This window comes from Luteimonas rhizosphaericola, from assembly GCF_029888045.1.
In the GTDB taxonomy this organism is placed as follows: domain Bacteria; phylum Pseudomonadota; class Gammaproteobacteria; order Xanthomonadales; family Xanthomonadaceae; genus Luteimonas; species Luteimonas rhizosphaericola.
Window position 1 is genome coordinate 163924 of the sequence record NZ_JARXRN010000028.1, and the last position, 18929, is coordinate 182852.

Here is an 18929-nt window from a genome sequence, read left to right on the forward strand (position 1 = left end):
CTTCCGATCTCCGGGCGGCCGATTGCCCTGGGCGGAAAAGTCGACTCTGACCCCTGTTCAGCGCTGCAGCGCCGACTCCGGCACTTCCAGGTTCAGCGACAGCGCGAGGTGGTCGGAGAATGCCGCCGGCACCGCGCGCAGGCCTTCGCAGCGCAGGCTATCGCTGACCAGGATGTGGTCGATCGCGCGCATCGGTTTCCAGGCCGGGAAGGTATGCACCGCGCAGGCCGGTGGCTGCAGCCGCGTGCGCCGGAACAGATTGCCCATCTCCGGGCAGTCGACCACGCAGTTGAAGTCGCCCATCAGCACCGCGTTGGGGAAGTCCTGCAGCAGCTCGGCGATGAAGTCGAGCTGCATGCGGCGCGACTGCGCGCCGAGCGACAGGTGCGCGACGGCGACCGTGAGGCCTTCCGGCCCGTTGCCGAAATGCCCGAGCAGCACGCCGCGCCCCGAGATCCGCCCGGGCAGCGCGTGGTCGGCCACCTCCACCGGCTCGAGCCGGCTGAGCAGGCCGTTGGCGCTGGAGGCCACCGCGCCCATGCGGCGGTTGGGCTGGTGGCTCCAGTAGTCGAAGCCGGCGCGCTCGGCCAGGTAGTGGGTCTGGTTGGTGAAGCCCGAGCGCCAGCTGCCCGGGTCGCTCTCCTGCAGGCCGACGATGTCGTGCTGCCCGGCGAGCTGGGCGATCGCGTCGAGTGAGGTGCGCTTGCCGCCCGTGGGCAGCACGTGCGACCAGCTGCGCGTGGCGTAGTCGCTGTAGCGCCGGGTGCTCGAGCCTGCCTGGATGTTGGCGCTGAGCAACCGCAGGTGTTGCGTCGACATGCAGGAGGGGCCTCAGCCGCCGGCGCGCACCTGCGCGATGACCCGGTCGGTGTTCTCCAGCATGGTCTCGAAGTTGCGCGCCTTGATGCGGTAGCGGCCGTTGACGATCATCGTCGGGGTCGAGTTCGCGCGCTGCTGGGCGATGTACTGCTTGGCGCGGCCGAACTTCGCGTTCACCGTGAAGCTGGCCATGGTGCTGGCGAACTGCGCCGGGTCGGCGCCGAACTTCGCGTAGGCCCGGGCGATGTCCTGCGCCGAGTCGGCGCCGCGCTCGCCCTTGAGGCTGCGGTCGACGTGGATCGCCTGGAAGATGCCGTCGTGGGCCTTGTCGGCGATGCCCATCGCCTCGGCCGCGTAGTACGCGCGCACGTAGGGATCCCAGTTGCCGCCGAAGGGCGCGGGCACGTAGGTGAAGCGCACGTCGGCCGGCAGCCGCGCCTTCCAGGTGTTCACCAGCGGCTGGAACATGGCGCAGGCCGGGCACACGTAGTTGAACACCTCGACCACCTCGATCTTGCCGTCGAGCGGCTCGAATGGCTGGCCGCCCGGGATCAGGTCGTAGTGTTCGCCCTCGGTGGCGAAGGTGACCGCGGACGGCGTGGACGCCGGCGCGGGCGGCGGGGTCTCGCCGGCCGGCGCGCCTTGGGCCGCGGCGTCGGCGCTGGCATCGGCCTGGCCTGCAGCTGCCGCGGCGGCGGGGTCCAGCGCCGGTTCGTCGGCGATCGCCTCGGCCGGGGCGTCGGCAGCGGGCGCTTCGGCGGCCGGCGGCGCGGCGGCCGCCTCCTCGGGCGTCGACGGCTGGCAGGCGGCCAGCAGCAGCGCCAGCGCGGCGGGCATCAGGACGAGGCGGGAGGCGGCACGAAGGTTCATCGGCGGGTTCCTGGAGCGTTGGGGGGCAAGCGTACCGTGCCGGCCGTGAGGGCCGCGGACCTCAACGCGGAACTGCGCGTTCCATCGCGATCAGGCCTTCGGCGATCCGCAGGCTGTCGCCCAGCGAGCAGCCCTGGACCCGGTACTTGCCGTTGATGATGAGGGTCGGCGTGCCCTGCAGCCCGCTGCGCATCGCGAACTCGCGCGCGGCATTCATTTTTTCGTCAGTCGCCGGCGCGGACATCGCCGCGGTGACGGCGCTCCGGTCCAGGCCCTCGCCGGCGAGGAAGGTGGCCACCTCGGCCACCGAGGCGCCGCGGGCGGGCAGGCTGCCCTCGCGGTGGATCGCGTCGAACAGCCGCGGGTGCAGTTCGGCCACCCGCCCGAGCGCCTCGAGCGCGAAATACGCGCGGGCGTAGGCGTTGCCGGGATCGTAGGCGGCCGGCAGGTAGTGCACGCGGACGTCGTCGCCGGCGGTGCGCGCCCATGCGGCGAGCATCGACTGGAAGCGGTCGCAGTGGCCGCAGGCGTAGGCGAAGACCTCGACCACCTCGACCGTGCCCGGTTCGGGCGTCCAGCGCTGGCCGCCCTCGATCACGACATAGTCGCTGCCGGCCACCGGCGCCTGGGCGGCCGCGGCCACGGGCAGCAGCAGGGCCAGTAGCCCCAGCAGGCTCAGGCGGCGGAACGTCACGATCGCGCTGCGGGCGGGCGCGGGACTCAGGAGCCCTGCGCGTCCGCCTGGGGCGCGGCCTCGGCGGGCGCGTCGGCCGGCGCCGCGGGCGCGGCCGGGGCGGTCGCCGGGGCCGGCGCGGCGGCCGGCGCCACCGGACCCGCGGCCTCGATCGCGGCCAGGGTGGCGGCGTCGGGACGCTCGTGCAGGCCCTGCAGGTAGCTGGCCAGGGCCTGGATTTCCTGGTCGCTCAGCGGGGCGGCGATCTGGGCCATGATGTCGAACAGGTGCCGGTCCTGCTGGCTGGTGGTGCCGGCGCGGTATTCCTGCAGGCGACGGTCGACGTAGCCCGCTTCCTGCCCGGCGACGGCCGGATAGGCCGGGCCCGGGTTGCCGGCGCCGGAGGGGCCGTGGCAGGCCATGCACGCCGGGATGCCGCGCTCGGCGTCGCCGGCGCGGTAGAGCTTCTCGCCGATCTCGTAGAACTTCAGGCCCTGGTAGGGACCCTCGGCGACCACGGCATCGTCGGCGATGCCGGCGGCGGCGGTCTTGGTGGCGAAGAACGCGCCCAGGTCGCGCATGTCCTGCGCCGACAGCGGGCTGGCGAACGGCATCATCACCGCGGCCTGGCCGGTGTTGCGCTCGCCGCTCTTGAACAGCGCCAGCTGGTGGGCGATGTAGCGCTCGCTCTGCCCGGCGATGCGCGGATAGACAAGGCCATCGGGCGGGTTGCCGTCCAGGCCGTGGCAGGCGGCGCAGGTGCCGGCCAGGGTGGCGCCGCGCTCGGCGTCGCCGGCCTGGGTCTTGTCCAAGGCAGCCAGCGCGCTGGCGTCCAGCGGCGCGACCTCCACCGGCGGGTTCTCCGGCAGCGGTTCGACGGTGGACTGGGCGAACGCGACGGCGCCGGCCACGAGGGCGACGAGACCGGCGAAACCGTAGGCGCGAGCGTGGCGCATTGGCTGGGCTCCGGAAATCGGGAACGCGGCCGGGTTCCCACGCGGCCGCAAGGCCCGGGATTATCAGCGCCGGCCACGTGGACGGTCAAACCGCGTCGGCGCGCGCCCGTGAGAAGCTAGGCGCCGCCCCGAGCCCGTGGACCCCGATGTCGAACCCGTTCGCGCGCGCCAGCTACCTGCTGGCCGCCCACACCCCGAAGCAACTGCCGCCCGACGGCGGCGCCGAGGTCGCCTTCGCCGGCCGTTCCAACGCCGGCAAGTCCAGCGCGCTCAACGCGATGTGCCAGCAGAACGCGCTGGCGCGGGTGTCCAAGACCCCGGGCCGGACCCAGCAGCTGGTGTACTTCGCGCTGCCGCCGCACGAGGGCAATTACCTGGTCGACCTGCCGGGCTACGGTTACGCCAAGGTGCCGCTGGCGCTGCGCGAACACTGGCAGGCCTTCATCGACCAGTGGTTCCAGGACCGCTTCGCCCTGCGCGGGCTGGTGGTGGTGATGGACATCCGCCACCCGCTCAAGGACTACGACCTGCAGATGCTCGGCTACGCCATGCGCCGCGGGTTGCCGGCGCATGCGCTGCTGACCAAGGCCGACAAGCTCTCGCGCGGCGCCGCCGGCAATACCGTGCAGGCGGTGCGCAAACAGCTGTCGGCCCTGTGGGGCGACAGCGTCGGCGTGCAGGCGTTCTCCGGCGAGACGAAGGCCGGGGTGGACGAGCTGCGCGCGGTGGTGGCGGGCTGGCTGGAGCTGGGCGGCTGACCAGGCCGCACTGAGGCACGGGCCTCGCCCCTGGCCATCGCCACCACGGTGGCACCCGTGGCGGTCGCCCTCCGGCTGCGCGCCTTCGCCTGGCGCTGCGCCGGCAGGTCCTGAAGCGGGTGCACGCGCCGCCCCTCCAGCAACGCCCTGCGTGAGGCCCGCCGTCGCCCCGCGAGGGCGGGCGGGTTTTCCGGCGAGAATGGCGGGCCGCAGCGGGCCGCGACCGCCACGCGCCGACCGCGGTGCGGCCTGGGAGATCGCCCATGCACGCGAGAATTCCGGACGAACGCCTCGCCGGCCTGCTGGGCACCGGAAACGGGCTGTCGACCGCGGACGCCGAGGTGCGCCGTGCGCGCCACGGCCGCAACGACATCGTCGAGGCGCCGCCGCCCACCTTGTGGCGGCTGCTGCGCGACACCCTGCGCGACCCGATGCTGTGGTTCCTGCTCGGCACGGCGGCCCTGTTCGCGTGGCTCGGCGACCGGGTCGAGGCCATCATCCTGCTGGTCGCCCTGGTCCCGCTGCTGGGCATGGACGCCTACCTGCACCGGCGCACGCAGGCCTCGACCCGTGGCCTGGCGGGCCGCCTGGCGACCTCCGCGCAGGTGCTGCGCGACGGCCGGTGGCGCCCGCTGCCGGCGGGCGAGCTGGTGCCGGGTGACCTGGTCGAGGTGCACGCCGGCGAGGCGGTGCCGGCGGACGGACTGGTGCAGGCCGTGGACCACGTGCAGCTCGACGAGGCGATGCTGAGCGGGGAATCGCTGCCGGTGTCCAAGCGTCCCTGGTCGGTCGACGCGGATCCGGCGGATCCGGCGCACTGGGTCGCGGCCGGCACCCGCCTGCTGACCGGGCAGCTGCGCATCCGCATCGCATACACCGGCGGCGAGACGCTCTACGGCGGGATCGTGCGCCTGGCGGTCCAGGGCACGCACGCGCGCACGCCGCTGCAGCAGGCGATCGCCCGCCTCGTGCGCACGCTGCTGATCGCCGCGCTCGCGATCTGCGCCCTGCTGGCCGCGATCCGGCTGTCGCAGGGCCACGGCCTGGTCGATGCGCTGCTGAGCGCGGTCACGCTCGCGGTCGCGGCGCTGCCTGAGGAGTTCCCGGTGGTGTTCACCTTCTTCCTCGGCGCCGGGGTCTACCGGCTGGCGCGACGGCAGGCGCTGGTGCGGCGCGCGGTGGCGGTGGAGAACATCGGCCGCGTCACCTGCATCTGTTCGGACAAGACCGGCACCATGACCGAAGGCCGGCTGGCGCTGGCGCACTCCGACCCGGCGCTAGGGACGTCGGACGCGGCGTTGCTCGGCCTGGCGGCGCTGGCCTGCCGTGCCGACAGCGGCGATCCGCTCGATGCCGCGATCCTGGCGCTGGCACCTGCCGGCGCGGACGGGCTGGCGCAACGGCGCCGGGTGTTCCCGTTCACCGAGGCGCGGCGCCGCGAGACCGCGATCTGGCAGCAGCCGGGAGCCCCGGCGCTGGCCGTCACCAAGGGCGCGCCGGAAACCGTGCTCGGGCTGTGCGCGATGCCGGAGGCGATGCGCGCGCAGTGGCGCGAGCGGGTGCACGCCCACGCCGATGCCGGGCACAAGGTCATCGCGTTCGCCGCGCGCGAGCTGGCGTCGCCGTCCGCGCCCGACGTGGAGCCGGACGCGGGTTTCGTATTCCGCGGCCTGCTGGCGTTCGCAGACCCGCTGCGCGCGGGCGTGCGCGAGGCGGTGCGTGCCTGCCGCGATGCCGGCATCCGTGTGCTGATGGTGACCGGCGACCATCCCGGCACCGCGCGCGCCATCGCCGCCGAGGCCGGGCTCGGCGACGGCCGGCCGGTGGTCGCCACGATGGCCGCGCTGGCGGATGCGGACGACGCGCTGGACGGCGTCGACGTGGTGGCGCGTGCGGTCCCGGCGCAGAAGCTGGAACTGGTGCAGCGCCTGCAGCGGCACGGCGAGATCGTCGCGGTGACCGGCGACGGGGTCAACGACGCGCCGGCGCTGCAGGCGGCCGACGTCGGCATCGCGATGGGCGGCAGCGGTTCGCAGAGCAGCCGCGAGCTCGCCGCGATCGTGCTGCTCGACGACAACTTCAGGACCATCGTCGGCGCCATCGCCGAGGGCCGCCAGCTGTTCCGCAACCTGCAGTCCAGCTTCGCCTACCTGCTGATGGTGCACCTGCCGCTGGTGCTGACGGCCGCGATCGTGCCGATGGCCGGCGGGCCGCTGCTGTACCTGCCGATCCACATCGTCTGGCTCGAACTGCTGATCCATCCGACCGCGCTGCTCGCGTTCCAGGATCCGCCCCCGTCCGGGCGCATGGCGCCGGTGGATCGCGACCGGCGCGCGACGTTCTTCGGCCGCCGCGCGTGGACCGCGATCGTGGCCACCGGGCTGGCGATGACCGCGGCGGTGCTGCTGGCCTATGCGGCCGGGGCGGACGACGCGGAGCGTGCGCGCACGCTGGCGCTGGCGACGCTGGTGCTGGCCGGCACCACGGTCGCCGCGACGCTGTCGGCGCTGCGGTCGCGCGCCGCGCGCGTCATCGCGTTCGCCGCGCCGGCTTCGCTGCTGCTGCTGGTGCAGGTGCCGGCGCTGGCTGCCTGGGTGCACCTGCGTCCGCTCGACCTCCATGGCTGGGCGCTGGCGACGATCGCCGGGGTCGCCTCCGGCCTCGTGGCCGTGCTGTTCACGGCCGGCGCGCGCCGCGCGGGGCGCCGGGCGCATGTGGCGCCGCGTCCGTCCGGCTGAGGGGGCGGACGCCGCACCGGTGCCGCGCCTGCGTTCCAGCACCGGAATGCCGTGCGCCGGGGCGACGTTCTATAGTGCCGCCTCGCGACCGCCGTGCCTGCGTGCGACGCGCCCGTCCCCTTCGAGCGTCCCATGTCGAGTCCGAGCCACGCCGGCGAGTCCCCCGTCACCCACCGCGACCAGCTGGTGGAGGTGCTCGCGTCCGGCAACAAGCCGCGCGAGGCCTGGCGCATCGGCACCGAGCACGAGAAGTTCGGTTTCCGTCTCGACGACCTGCGCCCGCCGCCGTTCGACGGCGAGCGCGGGATCGAGGCCCTGCTCACCGGGTTGACGCGCTTCGGCTGGGAGGCGGTGCAGGAACACGGGCGCACCATCGCGCTGCTCAAGGACGGTGCGTCGGTCACGCTCGAGCCGGCGGGACAGCTGGAGCTGTCGGGCGCGCCGCTGGTCGACATCCACGAGACCTGCCGCGAGGTCGGCAGCCACCTGCGCGAGGTCAAGGCGGTGGCGGACGAGCTGCGCCTGGGCTTCCTGGGCATGGGCTTCCAGCCCAAGTGGCGGCGCGAGGACATGCCGTGGATGCCCAAGGGCCGCTACCGGATCATGCGCGACTACATGCCGAAGGTGGGCGGTCTCGGCCTGGACATGATGACCCGCACCTGCACGGTGCAGGTCAACCTGGACTACGCCGACGAGGCGGACATGGTGAAGAAGTTCCGTGTCTCGCTGGCGCTGCAGCCGGTGGCCACCGCGCTGTTCGCCGATTCGCCCTTCACCGAGGGCAGGCCCAACGGCTACCTGAGCTACCGCTCGCACATCTGGACCGACACCGATCCCGACCGCACCGGCATGCTCGACTTCGTGTTCGAGGAGGGCTTCGGCTTCGAGCGCTACGTCGACTACCTGCTCGACGTGCCGATGTACTTCTCCTATCGAGACGGCGAGTACATCGACGCCGCCGGCAAGTCGTTCCGCGACTTCCTCGCGGGGCGCCTGGACGTGCTGCCCGGCGCGCTGCCGACCCTCCGCGACTGGAACGACCACATGACCACCGCGTTCCCCGAGGTGCGGCTGAAGAAGTACCTGGAGATGCGCGGCGCCGACGGCGGGCCGTGGAACCGGCTGTGCGCGCTGCCGGCGTTCTGGGTCGGCCTGCTGTACGACGATGCCGCGCTCGACGCCGCCTGGGACCTGGTCAAGGATTTCACGATGGCCGAGCGCCACGCGCTGCGCGACGGCGTGCCGGCGCAGGCGCTGAAGCTTCCGTTCCGCGGCGGCACGGTGCGCGACCTCGCGCGCCAGGCGCTGGAGATCGCCGCCGCGGGGCTGGCGCGCCGCGCGCGACGCAACGCCGGCGGCGAGGACGAGCGCGAATTCCTCACGCCGCTGCTGGAAGTGGTCCAGGCCGGGCAGACCCCGGCCGAGCGCAAGCTGGCGCTGTACCACGGCGAATGGCACGGCGACATCGACCGCGTCTTCCGCGAGTTCGCGTACTGAGCCAAGGGGCGGCGCGCGGCCACCGGCGACGGTTGCGCCGGCAACGGATGCTGCGCTGCGTCACGAAACACGCTAGCCTCTGGCGGATGAATATCCCAGACGGTCCGCTGCGCGACCAGCTCGAATTCGCCGACACCGACACCCTGCTGCGCGACGACGTGCGCCGCCTCGGCGCCCTGGTCGGCGAAGTGCTCGCCGAGCAGGGTTCGCCGGCATTGCTGGAGGAGGTCGAAGGCATCCGCCGCGCCGCGATCGCGCGGCGCGAGCAGGGCCTGCCGGTCGACGCGCTGGCCGAGGAGATGGCGCGCGTGCCGCTGGCCGACGCCGAGGTGGTGGTGCGCGCGTTCTCCACCTATTTCGGTGCGATCAACCTGGCCGAGCGGGTGCACCGCATCCGCCGCCGGCGCGAGTACGAGCGCAGCAGCGAGCTGCCGCAGCCCGGCGGGTTCGAGGCGGTGCTGCGCGGGCTGCGCGAGGACGGCGTCACCTTCGAGGAACTGCAGGCCACGCTGCCGCGGCTGTGGGTCGAGCCGGTGTTCACCGCGCATCCGACCGAAGCCGTGCGCCGGGTGATGCTGGAGAAGGAGCGCGACATCGTCGGCCGCCTGGTCGACGACATCGACCGCACGCGCACGCCGGTCGAACGTCGCGCGGACCTGGAGCGCATCCGCCTGTCGCTCACCGCCGGCTGGCAGACCAGCGACACGCCGGCCGAGAAGCCGACCGTGGCCGACGAGGTCGAGCACGTCGGCTACTACCTGGCCAACATGCTCTACCGCGTGGTGCCGGTGTACTACGAGGCCTTCGCGGAGGCGGTCGAAGCCGTGTACGGCCGCCGCATCACGCTGCCGCAGGTGCTGCGCTTCGGCACCTGGGTCGGCGGCGACATGGACGGCAACCCCAACGTCAACGCCGACACCATCCGCGCCGCGCTCGACGCGCAGCGGGCGCAGGCGATCGCCCAGTACCGCGCCGACCTGCGCGCGCTCGGCAACATGCTCACCCAGTCGCTGGGCCGGGTGGAGGTGGACGCGGCGGTCGTCGCGCGCACCGATGCCTACATCGCGCAGCTGCCGCAGGCCGCGCGCCGGCTGCGGCCGCGCCTGGCGGACATGCCGTACCGGCGCCTGATCGACATGATGAAGGCACGCCTGGCGCTGACCGCCGAGGGCGATGCACGCGGCTATGCCGGCGCACGCGAATTCATTTCCGACCTGGAGCTGATCGACGCCAGCCTCGCCCGCCACCGCGGCGAGCATGCCGGGCGCTTCGCGCTGCAGCGGGTGCTGTGGCGCGCGCGCACCTTCGGCTTCCACCTCGCCGCGCTCGACCTGCGCCAGGACTCGGCGGTGCACGACACCGCGCTCGGCGACCTGCTGGGCGACGACGGCTGGGCCGCGCGCGAGGCCGACGACCGCACCGCGCGCCTGCAGGCGCTGCTGGACAAGCCGCCGTCCGCGCCGTCTGCGCCCGGCGATGTGCTGGCTTCGACGCTCGCGGTCTTCCGCACCGTGCTGGACCTGCGCGCCAGCCACGGCGTGGACGCGATCGGCCTGTACATCATCAGCATGAGCCGCAGCGCGGCCGATGCGCTGGCGGTGCTGGCGCTGGCGCGCGTGGCCGGCTGCGTCGAGGGCGACGGCGTGCCGCTGGACGTCTCGCCGCTGTTCGAAACCGTCGACGACCTCAAGGCCGCGCCCGACGTGATGCGCTCGCTGTTCGCCGATCCCGCCTATCGCCGCCACCTGTCCGCGCGCGGCGACGAGCAGACGGTGATGCTCGGCTATTCCGACAGCGCCAAGGACGGCGGCCTGTTCGCCTCGCGCTGGGCGCTGCAGCGCACCCAGGTGGAGCTGACCGCGCTGGCCAACGAGTTCGGCGTGCGGATCATGTTCTTCCACGGCCGCGGCGGTTCGGTCAGCCGCGGCGGCGGCAAGACCGAGCGCGCGATCATCGCCGCGCCGCGCGGCTCGGTGAACGGCTCGATGCGCGTCACCGAGCAGGGCGAGGTGATCCACCGCAAGTACGGCATCCGAGCGCTGGCGCTGCGCAACCTGGAGCAGACCACCGGCGCGGTGCTGCGCGCGACCCTGCGCCCGCGCCCGCGCGATCCGCGCGAGGACGCCTGGCGCGAGATGGCCAAGGCCCTGGCCGACGCCTCGCGCGCGCACTACCGCGCGCTGGTGCACGAGCACCCGGATTTCCCCGACTACTTCCGCGCCGCCACCCCGGTGGACGTGATCGAACGCCTGCAGATCGGCTCGCGTCCCTCGCGCCGGCGCGACGGCGGCATCGACAACCTGCGCGCGATCCCGTGGGTGTTCGCCTGGTCGCAGAACCGCTCCGGCCTCACCGGCTGGTACGGCATCGGCCACGCGCTGTGCCAGGGCGTGCAGCGCTACGGCCAGGACGCGATGTCGGAGATGGCGCGCGACTGGCCGTTCTTCGCCGCGATGCTCGACGACGTCGAGATGCTGCTGGCCAAGTCCGACCTCGCCATCTTCGAGCGCTATTCGAAGCTCGCCGGCCCGCTGCACGAGACCTTCCACCCCGGCATCGCCGAGGAGTTCCTGCGCACCTGCGACGCGATCCTGCTGCTCAAGCAGCGCGACCGCATCCTCGCCGACGACTACCGGCTGCGGCTGTCGATCCGGCTGCGCAACCCGTACGTCGATCCGCTCAGCCTGCTGCAGGTCGAACTGCTGCAGCGCTGGCGCGCCGGCGGCCGCGAGGACGAGGACCTGCTGCGCGCGCTGGTGTCGACCGTCAACGGGATCTCGGCGGGCATCCAGAACACCGGCTGAGGCCGCGCATCCGGCGGCACCGGCAACCGGCACCCGCGCACGGTGCCGGCCACCCGCGTGATCGAAGACCTATCGCACCGGCACGGGCGCTTGGCCGAACAGCTGCAGCATCGCCCGCCGGTAGCCCTCGCCGATGCTCGCGGCGTGGGTGCCTTCGGGGAGCACGACCAGGTCCACGTCCCAGGGGGCATCGGCGCGGCCGGTCCAGGCGGCCGTCCACTCCGCCGCGCCCTGCACCCGCGGCGCGGTGTCGCGCGCGCCACTGACTACCACGACCGCCAGGTCGTCGCGCCGGTGCGCCGCCGGCGCATCGAACAGCTGCTCGCGCGCCGGCGCGAACACCGGGTTGCTGGCGATCCGGCCCTGGAACAGATCCGGGTCGCGCAGCGCCGACCACAGCACGAAGTAGCCGCCACGCGACTGCCCGACCAGCACGCGCCGCGCAGGATCGGCGCGGTAGCGGCTTTCTACCTGCGGCAGCACCTGCGCGCGCAGGAACCTGTGATAGGCCTCCGCACCGCCCTGGTCCGGTGCGCTGTCGGGACCCACGGCGGTGAAATCGTGGTCGCGCCGGTTGATCGACGGATCGAAATCGCCGTAGGCGATCCCGACCACGATGGCCTCGGGCAGGCCCTCGTCGTAGGTCAGGAACAGGTGGGTGGGCGCCAGCAGGGGAAACAGGCTGTCGCCGTCGAGCAGGTAGACCACCGGCCACGATGCCTCCGGCGCCTCCTCGTAGCCCGCGGGCAGGCGCACGTAGACGTGGTGGGTGCGCCCGCTGGCCGCGTCCACCAGCGGAAAGTAGCCACCGCGCAGTGCGGGCAGGTGGTCCAGCGGCACCGGTGGGGCGCGCTCGTCCGCGGGCAGCGCCGCAGCGGCGGCCATCGCGCACAGCCACAGGCCCAGGACGCAGAACAGCCTCCGCATGGTGGCTCCAGGCCGGCGGGGTCGGGCGCCGGCGGGGCCGATGCTAGCGCAGCACCGCCATGCCGCCTCGGATATACTGCCCCCCACTATCGAGCCGGTGCCCGTCGTGCCGCATTCGCCCGAGGAAAAGAAGAAGGTCCTCGCCCGCATCCGCCGCATCCGCGGCCAGTGCGAGGGCGTGGAGCGCGCGCTCGGGGCCGGTGCCGACTGCGCGCCCGTGCTGCAGCAGATCGCGGCGATCCGCGGCGCGGTCAACGGGCTGATGAGCGAGGTGCTCGAGGCGCACCTGCGCGAGCAGTTCGGCGAACCCGCGGCCGACGCCGCCAGCCGCAAGGCGCGGGTGGACGAGATGACCGCGCTGGTGCGCTCGTATCTGAGATGAAATCCCTGCCGGCGCTGGCGCCGGCATCCATTGCAGGAGTCGTATCCCATGAAATCCCGTGCCGCCGTCGCCTTCGCCGCAGGCGAACCGCTGAAGATCGTCGAGATCGACGTTGCTCCGCCGAAGGCCGGCGAGGTGCTGGTGCGGATCACCCACACCGGCGTCTGCCACACCGACGCGTTCACGCTGTCGGGCGAGGATCCCGAAGGCCTGTTCCCGGTCGTGCTCGGGCACGAGGGCGCCGGCATCGTGGTCGAGGTGGGCGAGGGCGTGACCAGCGTGGCGCCCGGTGACCACGTGATCCCGCTGTATACCGCCGAGTGCGGGCAGTGCCTGTTCTGCACCAGCGGCAAGACCAACCTGTGCACCGCCGTGCGCGCCACCCAGGGCAAGGGCGTGATGCCCGACGGCACCTCGCGCTTCTCGTACGAGGGCCAGCCGCTGTACCACTACATGGGCTGCTCGACCTTCAGCGAGTACACCGTGGTGGCCGAAGTGTCGCTGGCGAAGGTGAACCCCGAGGCCAATCCCGAGCACGTGTGCCTGCTCGGCTGCGGCGTGACCACCGGCATCGGCGCGGTGCACAACACCGCCAAGGTGCAGGAAGGCGACAGCGTGGCGGTGTTCGGCCTGGGCGGAATCGGCCTGGCGGTGATCCAGGGCGCGCGCCAGGCGAAGGCGGGACGCATCATCGCCATCGACACCAATCCCTCGAAGTTCGAGATGGCGAAGCGCTTCGGCGCCACCGACTGCGTCAACCCGAAGGACTTCGACCAGCCGATCCAGCAGGTGATCGTGGAGATGACCGGCTGGGGCGTGGACCACTCGTTCGAATGCATCGGCAACGTGCAGGTGATGCGCGCGGCGCTCGAATGCGCGCACCGCGGCTGGGGCCAGAGCGTGATCATCGGCGTGGCCGGCGCCGGGCAGGAGATCAGCACGCGTCCGTTCCAGCTGGTGACCGGGCGCAAGTGGATGGGCACCGCGTTCGGCGGGGTGAAGGGCCGCTCGCAGCTGCCGGGCATGGTCGAGGACGCGATGCGCGGCGAGATCGAACTCGCTCCGTTCGTGACCCACACCATGCCGCTGGACGGCATCAACGAGGCGTTCGACCTGATGCACGAGGGCAAGTCGATCCGGTCCGTCGTGCACTACTGACGCTCGCGCCCCTCTCCCCCGGGGAGAGGGGTCGGGTCGAGGGGGCGGCGACACCCCGGTGATCGGCCGTTGCGCCCCCGCAGCGTCCGCGTCCGCCGACCCCCTCACGCTCCTTTGCAGCCTCATCCGGCGCGTCGCGCCACCTCCTCCCTGGCGGGAGACGGAAACACGGGAGAGACCATGATGCTCGAACGCATCGAACACCGCGCCTGTTTCGGCGGCTGGCAGGACGTTTACGAACACGCATCGCGCGCGCTGGGTTGCACGATGCGCTTCGGCGTGTACCTGCCGCCGCAGGCGGCCGCGCCCGGCGCGCGCATGCCGGTGCTGTACTGGCTGTCCGGGCTGACCTGCACCGAGCAGAACTTCATCACCAAGGCCGGCGCCCAGCGCTACGCGGCCGAGCACGGCGTGGTCGTCGTCGCCCCGGACACCAGTCCGCGCGGCGAGCACGTGCCCGATGCCGACGGCTACGACCTCGGCAAGGGCGCGGGCTTCTACCTCAACGCCACGCAGGCGCCGTGGGCGACGCATTACCGCATGCACGACTACGTGGTGGAAGAACTGCCGACGCTGGTCGAAGCGCAGTTCCCGGTCGACGACCGGCGCGCGATCAGCGGCCATTCGATGGGCGGCCACGGCGCGCTGGTGCTGGCGCTGCGCAACCCGGGGCGCTACCGCAGCGTGTCCGCGTTCGCGCCGATCGTGGCGCCGTCGCAGGTGCCGTGGGGCGAGAAGGCGTTCACCGCCTACCTCGGCGAAGACCGCGCGGCCTGGCGCGAGTGGGATGCCTGCGCACTGCTCGCCGGCGCCAGCGAGCGCCTGCCGCTGCTGGTCGACCAGGGCGAGGGCGACGAATTCCTCGACACCCAGCTAAGGCCCGACCTGCTGCGGGCAGCCTGCGCCGAGGCCGGGCATCCGCTGACCCTGCGCCTGCAGCCGGGCTACGACCACAGCTACTACTTCATGGCCAGCTTCATCGGCGACCACCTGGCCCATCACGCGCGGGCGCTGCAGGCCTGAGCCCTCGGGGACGGCGGACCCCGCTCGACGGGCCGCCTCCGTCCCGGGGTGCCGCTGCGGCCGTCGCGGCGCTGCCGTCCTGGCGGATACGGCAGGTCCCCTGACGGCGGAGACGCGAGCCGCCGCGGGTTCCCTGGCCGTCCGGCGGCCTGCCGACCGGCCCGTGCCCCGGACGCATCGTCTTCCGCGCGGGGAACGCGGCTCAGTTTCGCGGCTCCGCAGCCGTTATAGGCAGGGACTCCTCCCGGGAGCGGACATGCCCGCCTTCGACGATCCCGCCACGACCCGCCTGCCGGCGCTGCCCGATGCTCCCGTCGCGCTGATCCGGCTGGACGGCGACGGCCGGGTGCAGGCGCTCAACCGCGCCGCGATCGACCTGCTCGACCTGACCGGGGCCGACCCGCAGGCGCTGGGTTGCGATTGCGTGTGGGGCCTGTCGCCGGACGACCTCGGTGGCGAGGAGGGCGTGTGGGTGGCGCCCGGCCCCGATCCGGCGCGCCGCGTGTGCTACCAGTACGACCGCGACGGCGGCGGCTGGCTGCTGTCGCTGCCCGATCCGCACAGCGCCGCGCTGTGGCGCGAACGCGCCGCGGCCGCGTCGGTGGTTCCGCTGCTGCCCGCCGCGCCGGTCGCCGCCGCGGCGACGCCGGTCGCGGCCGCCGACGAAGGCGTCGCCGCCCAGCTGCTGGCGCGCGTGGGCGACCGCCTGGCGGCGTGCGAGCTCGATCTGCTGCTCGATCCCTCGGAGGCCGCGCGCCCCGAGACCCGCCGCCTGGCGGCCGGCTTCGGCAACCTCGCCGAGGCCATCCGCCAGGCGGTGGCGCTGTCGCTGCAGGTCGCCGCCGAGGTGCCGCACGTGGTGGCCGAAAACGACGAACTGGTGCGCCAGTCGCAAGCCCAGGTCGATGCGCTGGAATCGGTCGTCGCCTCCGCGCGCGGACTGCTCGAAGGGCTCGACGGCATCGGCGCCGACCTGCGCGCGGTGACCGCGGTGGCCGCCAGCGCCGACGACAGCGCGCGCGAGGGCGCCGCCGCGGCGCATGCCCTGGCAGAGGCGATGGCCGCGGTGCAGCAGAGCGCGGCACGCGCCAACGACGTGATCGAGGTCATCGACCAGGTCGCGTTCCAGACCAATATCCTCTCGATCAACGCCAGCATCGAAGCCGCGCATGCAGGCCCCGCCGGCCGCGGATTCGCGGTGGTCGCGACCGAGATCCGGCGTCTGGCCGAGCGCGCCGCGGACGCCGCGCGCCACGTGCGCCGGATCATCGGCGAGAACGCGGAGGCGCTGGGCGAAGGCGCCGCGACCGCGCGCCGCACCGAGGACGTGCTCGGCGGGATCGGCGGCCTGCTCGCCCGCGCCAGCGCCGCGATCGACACCGTGGCCACCGGCGTCGCCCGCCAGGGCGAAGCGATCGCCGACATCGACCGCGCCGTGGGCCAGGTGGCCGAACTGGGACGCAGCAACCTGCAGCACGCGGCCAAGGTCGCCGAACGCAGCGAGGCGCTGGGCACCGGCGCCGGCGCGCTGCACGACTGCGTCGGCCTGTTCCGGCTGCCGCCCGATCCGCTGCGCGAACCGCGCCACGCGCGCGTGCTGGACCTGGCGCGCGAGGCGTCGACCGCGATCGGTGCCACCTTCGCCGATGCCCTGCGCCAGCGCTGGATCGACGCCGATGCGCTGTTCTCGCGCGACTACGCGCGGATCGAGGGCATCGAGCCGGCCAAGTACGAAACCGCGTTCGACGCCCTGTGCGACGAACTGCTGCCGCCGCTGCAGGAGGCGGTGCTGGCGGCGCATCCGTGGATCGTGTTCGCGATCAGCGCCAACCCCGACGGCTACGTGCCCACCCACAACGACCGCTTCTGCCAGCCGCTCACCGGCGATCCGGCGCGCGACCTGGTCGGCAACCGCACCAAGCGCATCTTCGCCGACCGCGTCGGCCGCAGCGTCGGCGCGCACACCGATCCGTACCGGCTGCAGGTCTATCGCCGCGACACCGGGCAGATCATGTTCGACCTGTCGGTGCCGGTGTTCGTCGACGGCCGCCACTGGGGCGGCTTCCGGGTGGGCTACACGCTGGACTGAGGCGCGCCCGGGCCGGCATCGGCCAGGGCGAAGTCGGTGCGCGCGAAGCGCCCGTCGTCCAGCGACGTCGCCGCACGCACCAGCGCAAGCGGCGATGCGAACATCGGCCCGGCGTGCACGCAGGTATGGAACTCGCCGTTCTCGCCGCAGGCATCCACGCCCGCCGGCAGGTCGGCCAGCAGCGCGGCGTCGAACGCGCGTCCGGCAAAGGCGGCATCGAGCTGCCGGGTGTCCACGCAGCACAGCGACGCGTGCAGTCCGCCGTCGATCATCTCCCGCGCCAGCGCGGCGGTCTCGCGACCGAACAGCGGCGTGGCGACCCGCCAGCCGATGCGCGCCAGTTGCTGCTCGCGCCACGCGCGGATGTCGGCCAGGAACAGGTCGCCGAACGCGACCGTGCGCAGGTCCGGCCAGCGCATGGCCGCGCCCGCGAGCGCTTCCGTCATCGCCGCCTCGTAGGCCTTGTTCGTGCAGGACGCGGGCAGGTCGACCTCCAGCAGCGGCAGTCCGGTCGCCCCGGCCTGCGCGCGCAGCACCTCGCGGCGCACGCCCTGCATCGAACTGCGGCCGTCCTCGTTCGTGATCGTGCTCAACAGGCCCACCACGTCGAATTCGCCGCGCTGGCGCAGCACGTGCAGGCTCCACGCGGCGTCCTTGCCGCCGCTCCAGGCGAGCAGGGCGGGCGTGGGCAAGGGACTCAGCCGGCGCGCACGTCGCGCAGCTCCCACGCGCTGCCGGCGAGCAGGCGCATGCGCTGGCGCAGCAGGTTGCCGGGCAGCGAGGTGCTGGCGACCAGGTCGACGTGCAGGTCGTGCGGTTCTCCCGTCACCGTGGCGGCTGGGTCGACCGCGCCGAGCGCGGGATCGACCGCGTCCGGATCCTCCTGGCTGGCGCGCCAGCGCTGGAACAGGGCGTCGGTGCGCAGCGCGGCCTGCAGTTCCTCGGCGAAGCCCTCGGCGCCCTGCGAGCGGAAGGCGAAGTCGCCGGCGCCGCGCAGGGCGGCCGGGTCGGGCAGGCGGATGTGGTAGCGGGTGGCCATCGCGTCTCTTCGGTGCGGGTCAGGCCTCAGGCTAGCAGCCGGGCGCGTCGAGGCCGCGTGGCGGTCAGCCGAACTCGTGCGCGTCCGCGGCGAAGCCGACGCACACCGCGCCCTTGCCCACGTTGACCATGCCGGTCAGGCTCATCACGGTCTCGAACACCTCGATGCCGCGATCGGCGCAGGCCGCGCGCAGCGCCTCGTAGCCCGGCATCGCGCGCATCTCGTCGAGTTCGCCGCCGTAGCACAGGCACAGCGTGGGCGTGAGCAGGCCGGTTGCCACGCGCCGCGCGGCGAATTCGAACAGGGCGCGTACGGCCGGATCGAAGCCCTTGATCTTCGCCACCGGGCCGGTGTCGCCGCGCCAGCCGCGCAGTACCGGCTTGATGTCGAGCGCAGTGCCCAGCGCGGCGCTGAGCAGGCTCACGCTGCGGTCGCCCTTGTGGCGGGCGCGGTTGCGGATGTAGTACAGGTCGCGCGGCACCAGGTAGCCGTAGGTGTGCAGCGCCAGGTGTTCCAGGCGCGCGCGGATGCGGCCGGGGCCGTCGCCGGCCGCGCGCAGCCGCACCGCCTCCACCGGCAGCACGCCCTGGGCCGAGAACAGGTTCTGCGTATCGACCAGGCGCATCGCGAACGGCGTGGCATGTCCCGCGGCGGCGCGGATCGGCTTGTACTCGTTGAGGATCGCGTAGCTGGCCTGCTGCGCGTGGTCGCGGATCTGGCTGCGCGTCTTCGTCACCGTCATGCAGAACACGTGGTCGTAGTCGACCACCAGCCGCTGCAGGAACAGGTCGCGGATCTGCTCCACGGTGAACGGGATGGTCTCGGCGTTGGCGCCGCGCTCGGCGATGTGCGAGTGCAGGAAGGCCAGGGTGTCGGCCTCGTCGCGGTAGTCGACCCGCAGCTGGTCGCCGATGCGCACCGAGATCGGCAGGATCTCGACCTGGTGCTCGCGCAGGTACGCGACCGGCAGGTCGCAGGTCGAATCGACCACCAGTCCGATACGCATGCGCTGGGCCTCCTTCCGTCGCGGGCCATCGCGCCCGACTGTCGCCCGCCATTGTCGCGCAGAGACCGCGGCCGCGGCAGCCGCGGATGCGCAGGTGCCCGGTTTCCTCACGGTGGCTCCCATCGCCCCTCTGCGCAGTTCCCGCGCCGGGCCCCGATGCGACGACGGCCGCCCGGGGGCGGCCGTCCCG

Annotated in this window: 16 protein-coding genes; 8 read left to right on the forward strand and 8 right to left on the reverse strand. The window is 73.2% G+C overall.

Features of this window, described 5'->3' with window-relative positions:
* Positions 1–57 precede the first annotated feature (57 nt).
* The 4 genes from QFW80_RS13280 to QFW80_RS13295 form a co-directional block, all read right to left on the reverse strand.
* Positions 58–819, reverse strand: a complete 762-nt coding sequence (locus QFW80_RS13280; RefSeq protein ID WP_280602453.1) for an endonuclease/exonuclease/phosphatase family protein — start codon at positions 817–819, stop codon at positions 58–60.
* A gap of 12 nt (positions 820–831) precedes the next feature.
* On the reverse strand, positions 832–1689 hold the full coding sequence (locus tag QFW80_RS13285) for a thiol:disulfide interchange protein DsbA/DsbL (protein ID WP_280602454.1): 858 nt from the start codon (positions 1687–1689) through the stop codon (positions 832–834).
* A gap of 61 nt (positions 1690–1750) precedes the next feature.
* On the reverse strand, positions 1751–2383 hold the full coding sequence (locus QFW80_RS13290) for a thiol:disulfide interchange protein DsbA/DsbL (protein WP_280602455.1): 633 nt from the start codon (positions 2381–2383) through the stop codon (positions 1751–1753).
* A 26-nt stretch (positions 2384–2409) separates the two neighbouring features.
* The gene (locus tag QFW80_RS13295) at positions 2410–3318 is read right to left on the reverse strand and encodes a c-type cytochrome (protein ID WP_280602456.1); all 909 of its coding nucleotides are present in this window, start codon (positions 3316–3318) and stop codon (positions 2410–2412) included.
* 146 nt (positions 3319–3464) lie between these two features.
* Between QFW80_RS13295 and yihA the strand changes: the two genes are divergently transcribed.
* From yihA to ppc, 4 genes are all read left to right on the forward strand, one after another.
* A complete protein-coding gene (yihA, locus tag QFW80_RS13300) occupies positions 3465–4076 on the forward strand; it encodes a ribosome biogenesis GTP-binding protein YihA/YsxC (protein ID WP_280602457.1) in 612 nt (203 codons plus the stop codon).
* A gap of 263 nt (positions 4077–4339) precedes the next feature.
* Entirely contained in the window at positions 4340–6814 is a 2475-nt protein-coding gene (locus QFW80_RS13305) for a cation-translocating P-type ATPase (protein WP_280602458.1), read from the forward strand.
* Positions 6815–6946: 132 nt separating this feature from the next.
* On the forward strand, positions 6947–8311 hold the full coding sequence (locus QFW80_RS13310) for a glutamate--cysteine ligase (RefSeq protein WP_280602459.1): 1365 nt from the start codon (positions 6947–6949) through the stop codon (positions 8309–8311).
* An 86-nt stretch (positions 8312–8397) separates the two neighbouring features.
* The gene (gene ppc / locus QFW80_RS13315) at positions 8398–11115 is read left to right on the forward strand and encodes a phosphoenolpyruvate carboxylase (RefSeq protein WP_280602460.1); all 2718 of its coding nucleotides are present in this window, start codon (positions 8398–8400) and stop codon (positions 11113–11115) included.
* 69 nt (positions 11116–11184) lie between these two features.
* Here ppc and QFW80_RS13320 read toward each other — a convergent pair whose 3' ends face one another.
* Positions 11185–12042 carry an alpha/beta hydrolase gene (locus QFW80_RS13320; protein WP_280602461.1) on the reverse strand — a complete coding sequence of 286 codons (858 nt, stop codon included), beginning with the start codon at positions 12040–12042 and terminating at the stop codon, positions 11185–11187.
* 106 nt (positions 12043–12148) lie between these two features.
* On the opposite strand from QFW80_RS13320, the gene QFW80_RS13325 reads away from it, so the two are divergent.
* From QFW80_RS13325 to QFW80_RS13340, 4 genes are all read left to right on the forward strand, one after another.
* Entirely contained in the window at positions 12149–12424 is a 276-nt protein-coding gene (locus tag QFW80_RS13325) for a metal/formaldehyde-sensitive transcriptional repressor (RefSeq protein WP_280602462.1), read from the forward strand.
* A 48-nt stretch (positions 12425–12472) separates the two neighbouring features.
* Positions 12473–13582 (forward strand): S-(hydroxymethyl)glutathione dehydrogenase/class III alcohol dehydrogenase, encoded by a 1110-nt coding sequence (locus QFW80_RS13330; RefSeq protein ID WP_280602463.1) that lies wholly within the window; start codon positions 12473–12475, stop codon positions 13580–13582.
* A gap of 183 nt (positions 13583–13765) precedes the next feature.
* Positions 13766–14605: an S-formylglutathione hydrolase gene (gene fghA / locus QFW80_RS13335; protein ID WP_280603064.1), complete on the forward strand. Its 840-nt coding sequence runs from the start codon at positions 13766–13768 to the stop codon at positions 14603–14605.
* Positions 14606–14861: 256 nt separating this feature from the next.
* Complete coding sequence (locus QFW80_RS13340; protein WP_280602464.1) at positions 14862–16694, forward strand: methyl-accepting chemotaxis protein; 1833 nt, start codon at positions 14862–14864, stop codon at positions 16692–16694.
* Here QFW80_RS13340 and QFW80_RS13345 read toward each other — a convergent pair.
* The 3 genes from QFW80_RS13345 to QFW80_RS13355 all read right to left on the reverse strand — a co-directional run bounded on the left by QFW80_RS13345 (position 16679) and on the right by QFW80_RS13355 (position 18739).
* Positions 16679–17386 (reverse strand): Dph6-related ATP pyrophosphatase, encoded by a 708-nt coding sequence (locus QFW80_RS13345; protein WP_280602465.1) that lies wholly within the window; start codon positions 17384–17386, stop codon positions 16679–16681. The genes QFW80_RS13340 and QFW80_RS13345 overlap by 16 nt on opposite strands.
* Positions 17387–17391: 5 nt before the next feature.
* Complete coding sequence (locus QFW80_RS13350; protein WP_280602466.1) at positions 17392–17733, reverse strand: hypothetical protein; 342 nt, start codon at positions 17731–17733, stop codon at positions 17392–17394.
* A gap of 64 nt (positions 17734–17797) precedes the next feature.
* Positions 17798–18739 carry a DegV family protein gene (locus QFW80_RS13355; RefSeq protein ID WP_280602467.1) on the reverse strand — a complete coding sequence of 314 codons (942 nt, stop codon included), beginning with the start codon at positions 18737–18739 and terminating at the stop codon, positions 17798–17800.
* Between the last annotated feature and the right edge of the window lie 190 nt (positions 18740–18929).

Bases quoted from the DNA above. Each gene is read 5' to 3' on its own strand.
- QFW80_RS13280 (WP_280602453.1), bottom strand. From the start codon at position 819: ATGTCGACGCAACACCTGCGGTTGCTCAGCGCCAACATCCAGGCAGGC.
- QFW80_RS13285 (WP_280602454.1), bottom strand. From the start codon at position 1,689: ATGAACCTTCGTGCCGCCTCCCGCCTCGTCCTGATGCCCGCCGCGCTG.
- QFW80_RS13295 (WP_280602456.1), bottom strand. From the start codon at position 3,318: ATGCGCCACGCTCGCGCCTACGGTTTCGCCGGTCTCGTCGCCCTCGTG.
- yihA (WP_280602457.1), top strand. From the start codon at position 3,465: ATGTCGAACCCGTTCGCGCGCGCCAGCTACCTGCTGGCCGCCCACACC.
- QFW80_RS13305 (WP_280602458.1), top strand. From the start codon at position 4,340: ATGCACGCGAGAATTCCGGACGAACGCCTCGCCGGCCTGCTGGGCACC.
- QFW80_RS13310 (WP_280602459.1), top strand. From the start codon at position 6,947: ATGTCGAGTCCGAGCCACGCCGGCGAGTCCCCCGTCACCCACCGCGAC.
- ppc (WP_280602460.1), top strand. From the start codon at position 8,398: ATGAATATCCCAGACGGTCCGCTGCGCGACCAGCTCGAATTCGCCGAC.
- QFW80_RS13320 (WP_280602461.1), bottom strand. From the start codon at position 12,042: ATGCGGAGGCTGTTCTGCGTCCTGGGCCTGTGGCTGTGCGCGATGGCC.
- QFW80_RS13330 (WP_280602463.1), top strand. From the start codon at position 12,473: ATGAAATCCCGTGCCGCCGTCGCCTTCGCCGCAGGCGAACCGCTGAAG.
- fghA (WP_280603064.1), top strand. From the start codon at position 13,766: ATGCTCGAACGCATCGAACACCGCGCCTGTTTCGGCGGCTGGCAGGAC.
- QFW80_RS13340 (WP_280602464.1), top strand. From the start codon at position 14,862: ATGCCCGCCTTCGACGATCCCGCCACGACCCGCCTGCCGGCGCTGCCC.
- QFW80_RS13350 (WP_280602466.1), bottom strand. From the start codon at position 17,733: ATGGCCACCCGCTACCACATCCGCCTGCCCGACCCGGCCGCCCTGCGC.
- QFW80_RS13355 (WP_280602467.1), bottom strand. From the start codon at position 18,739: ATGCGTATCGGACTGGTGGTCGATTCGACCTGCGACCTGCCGGTCGCG.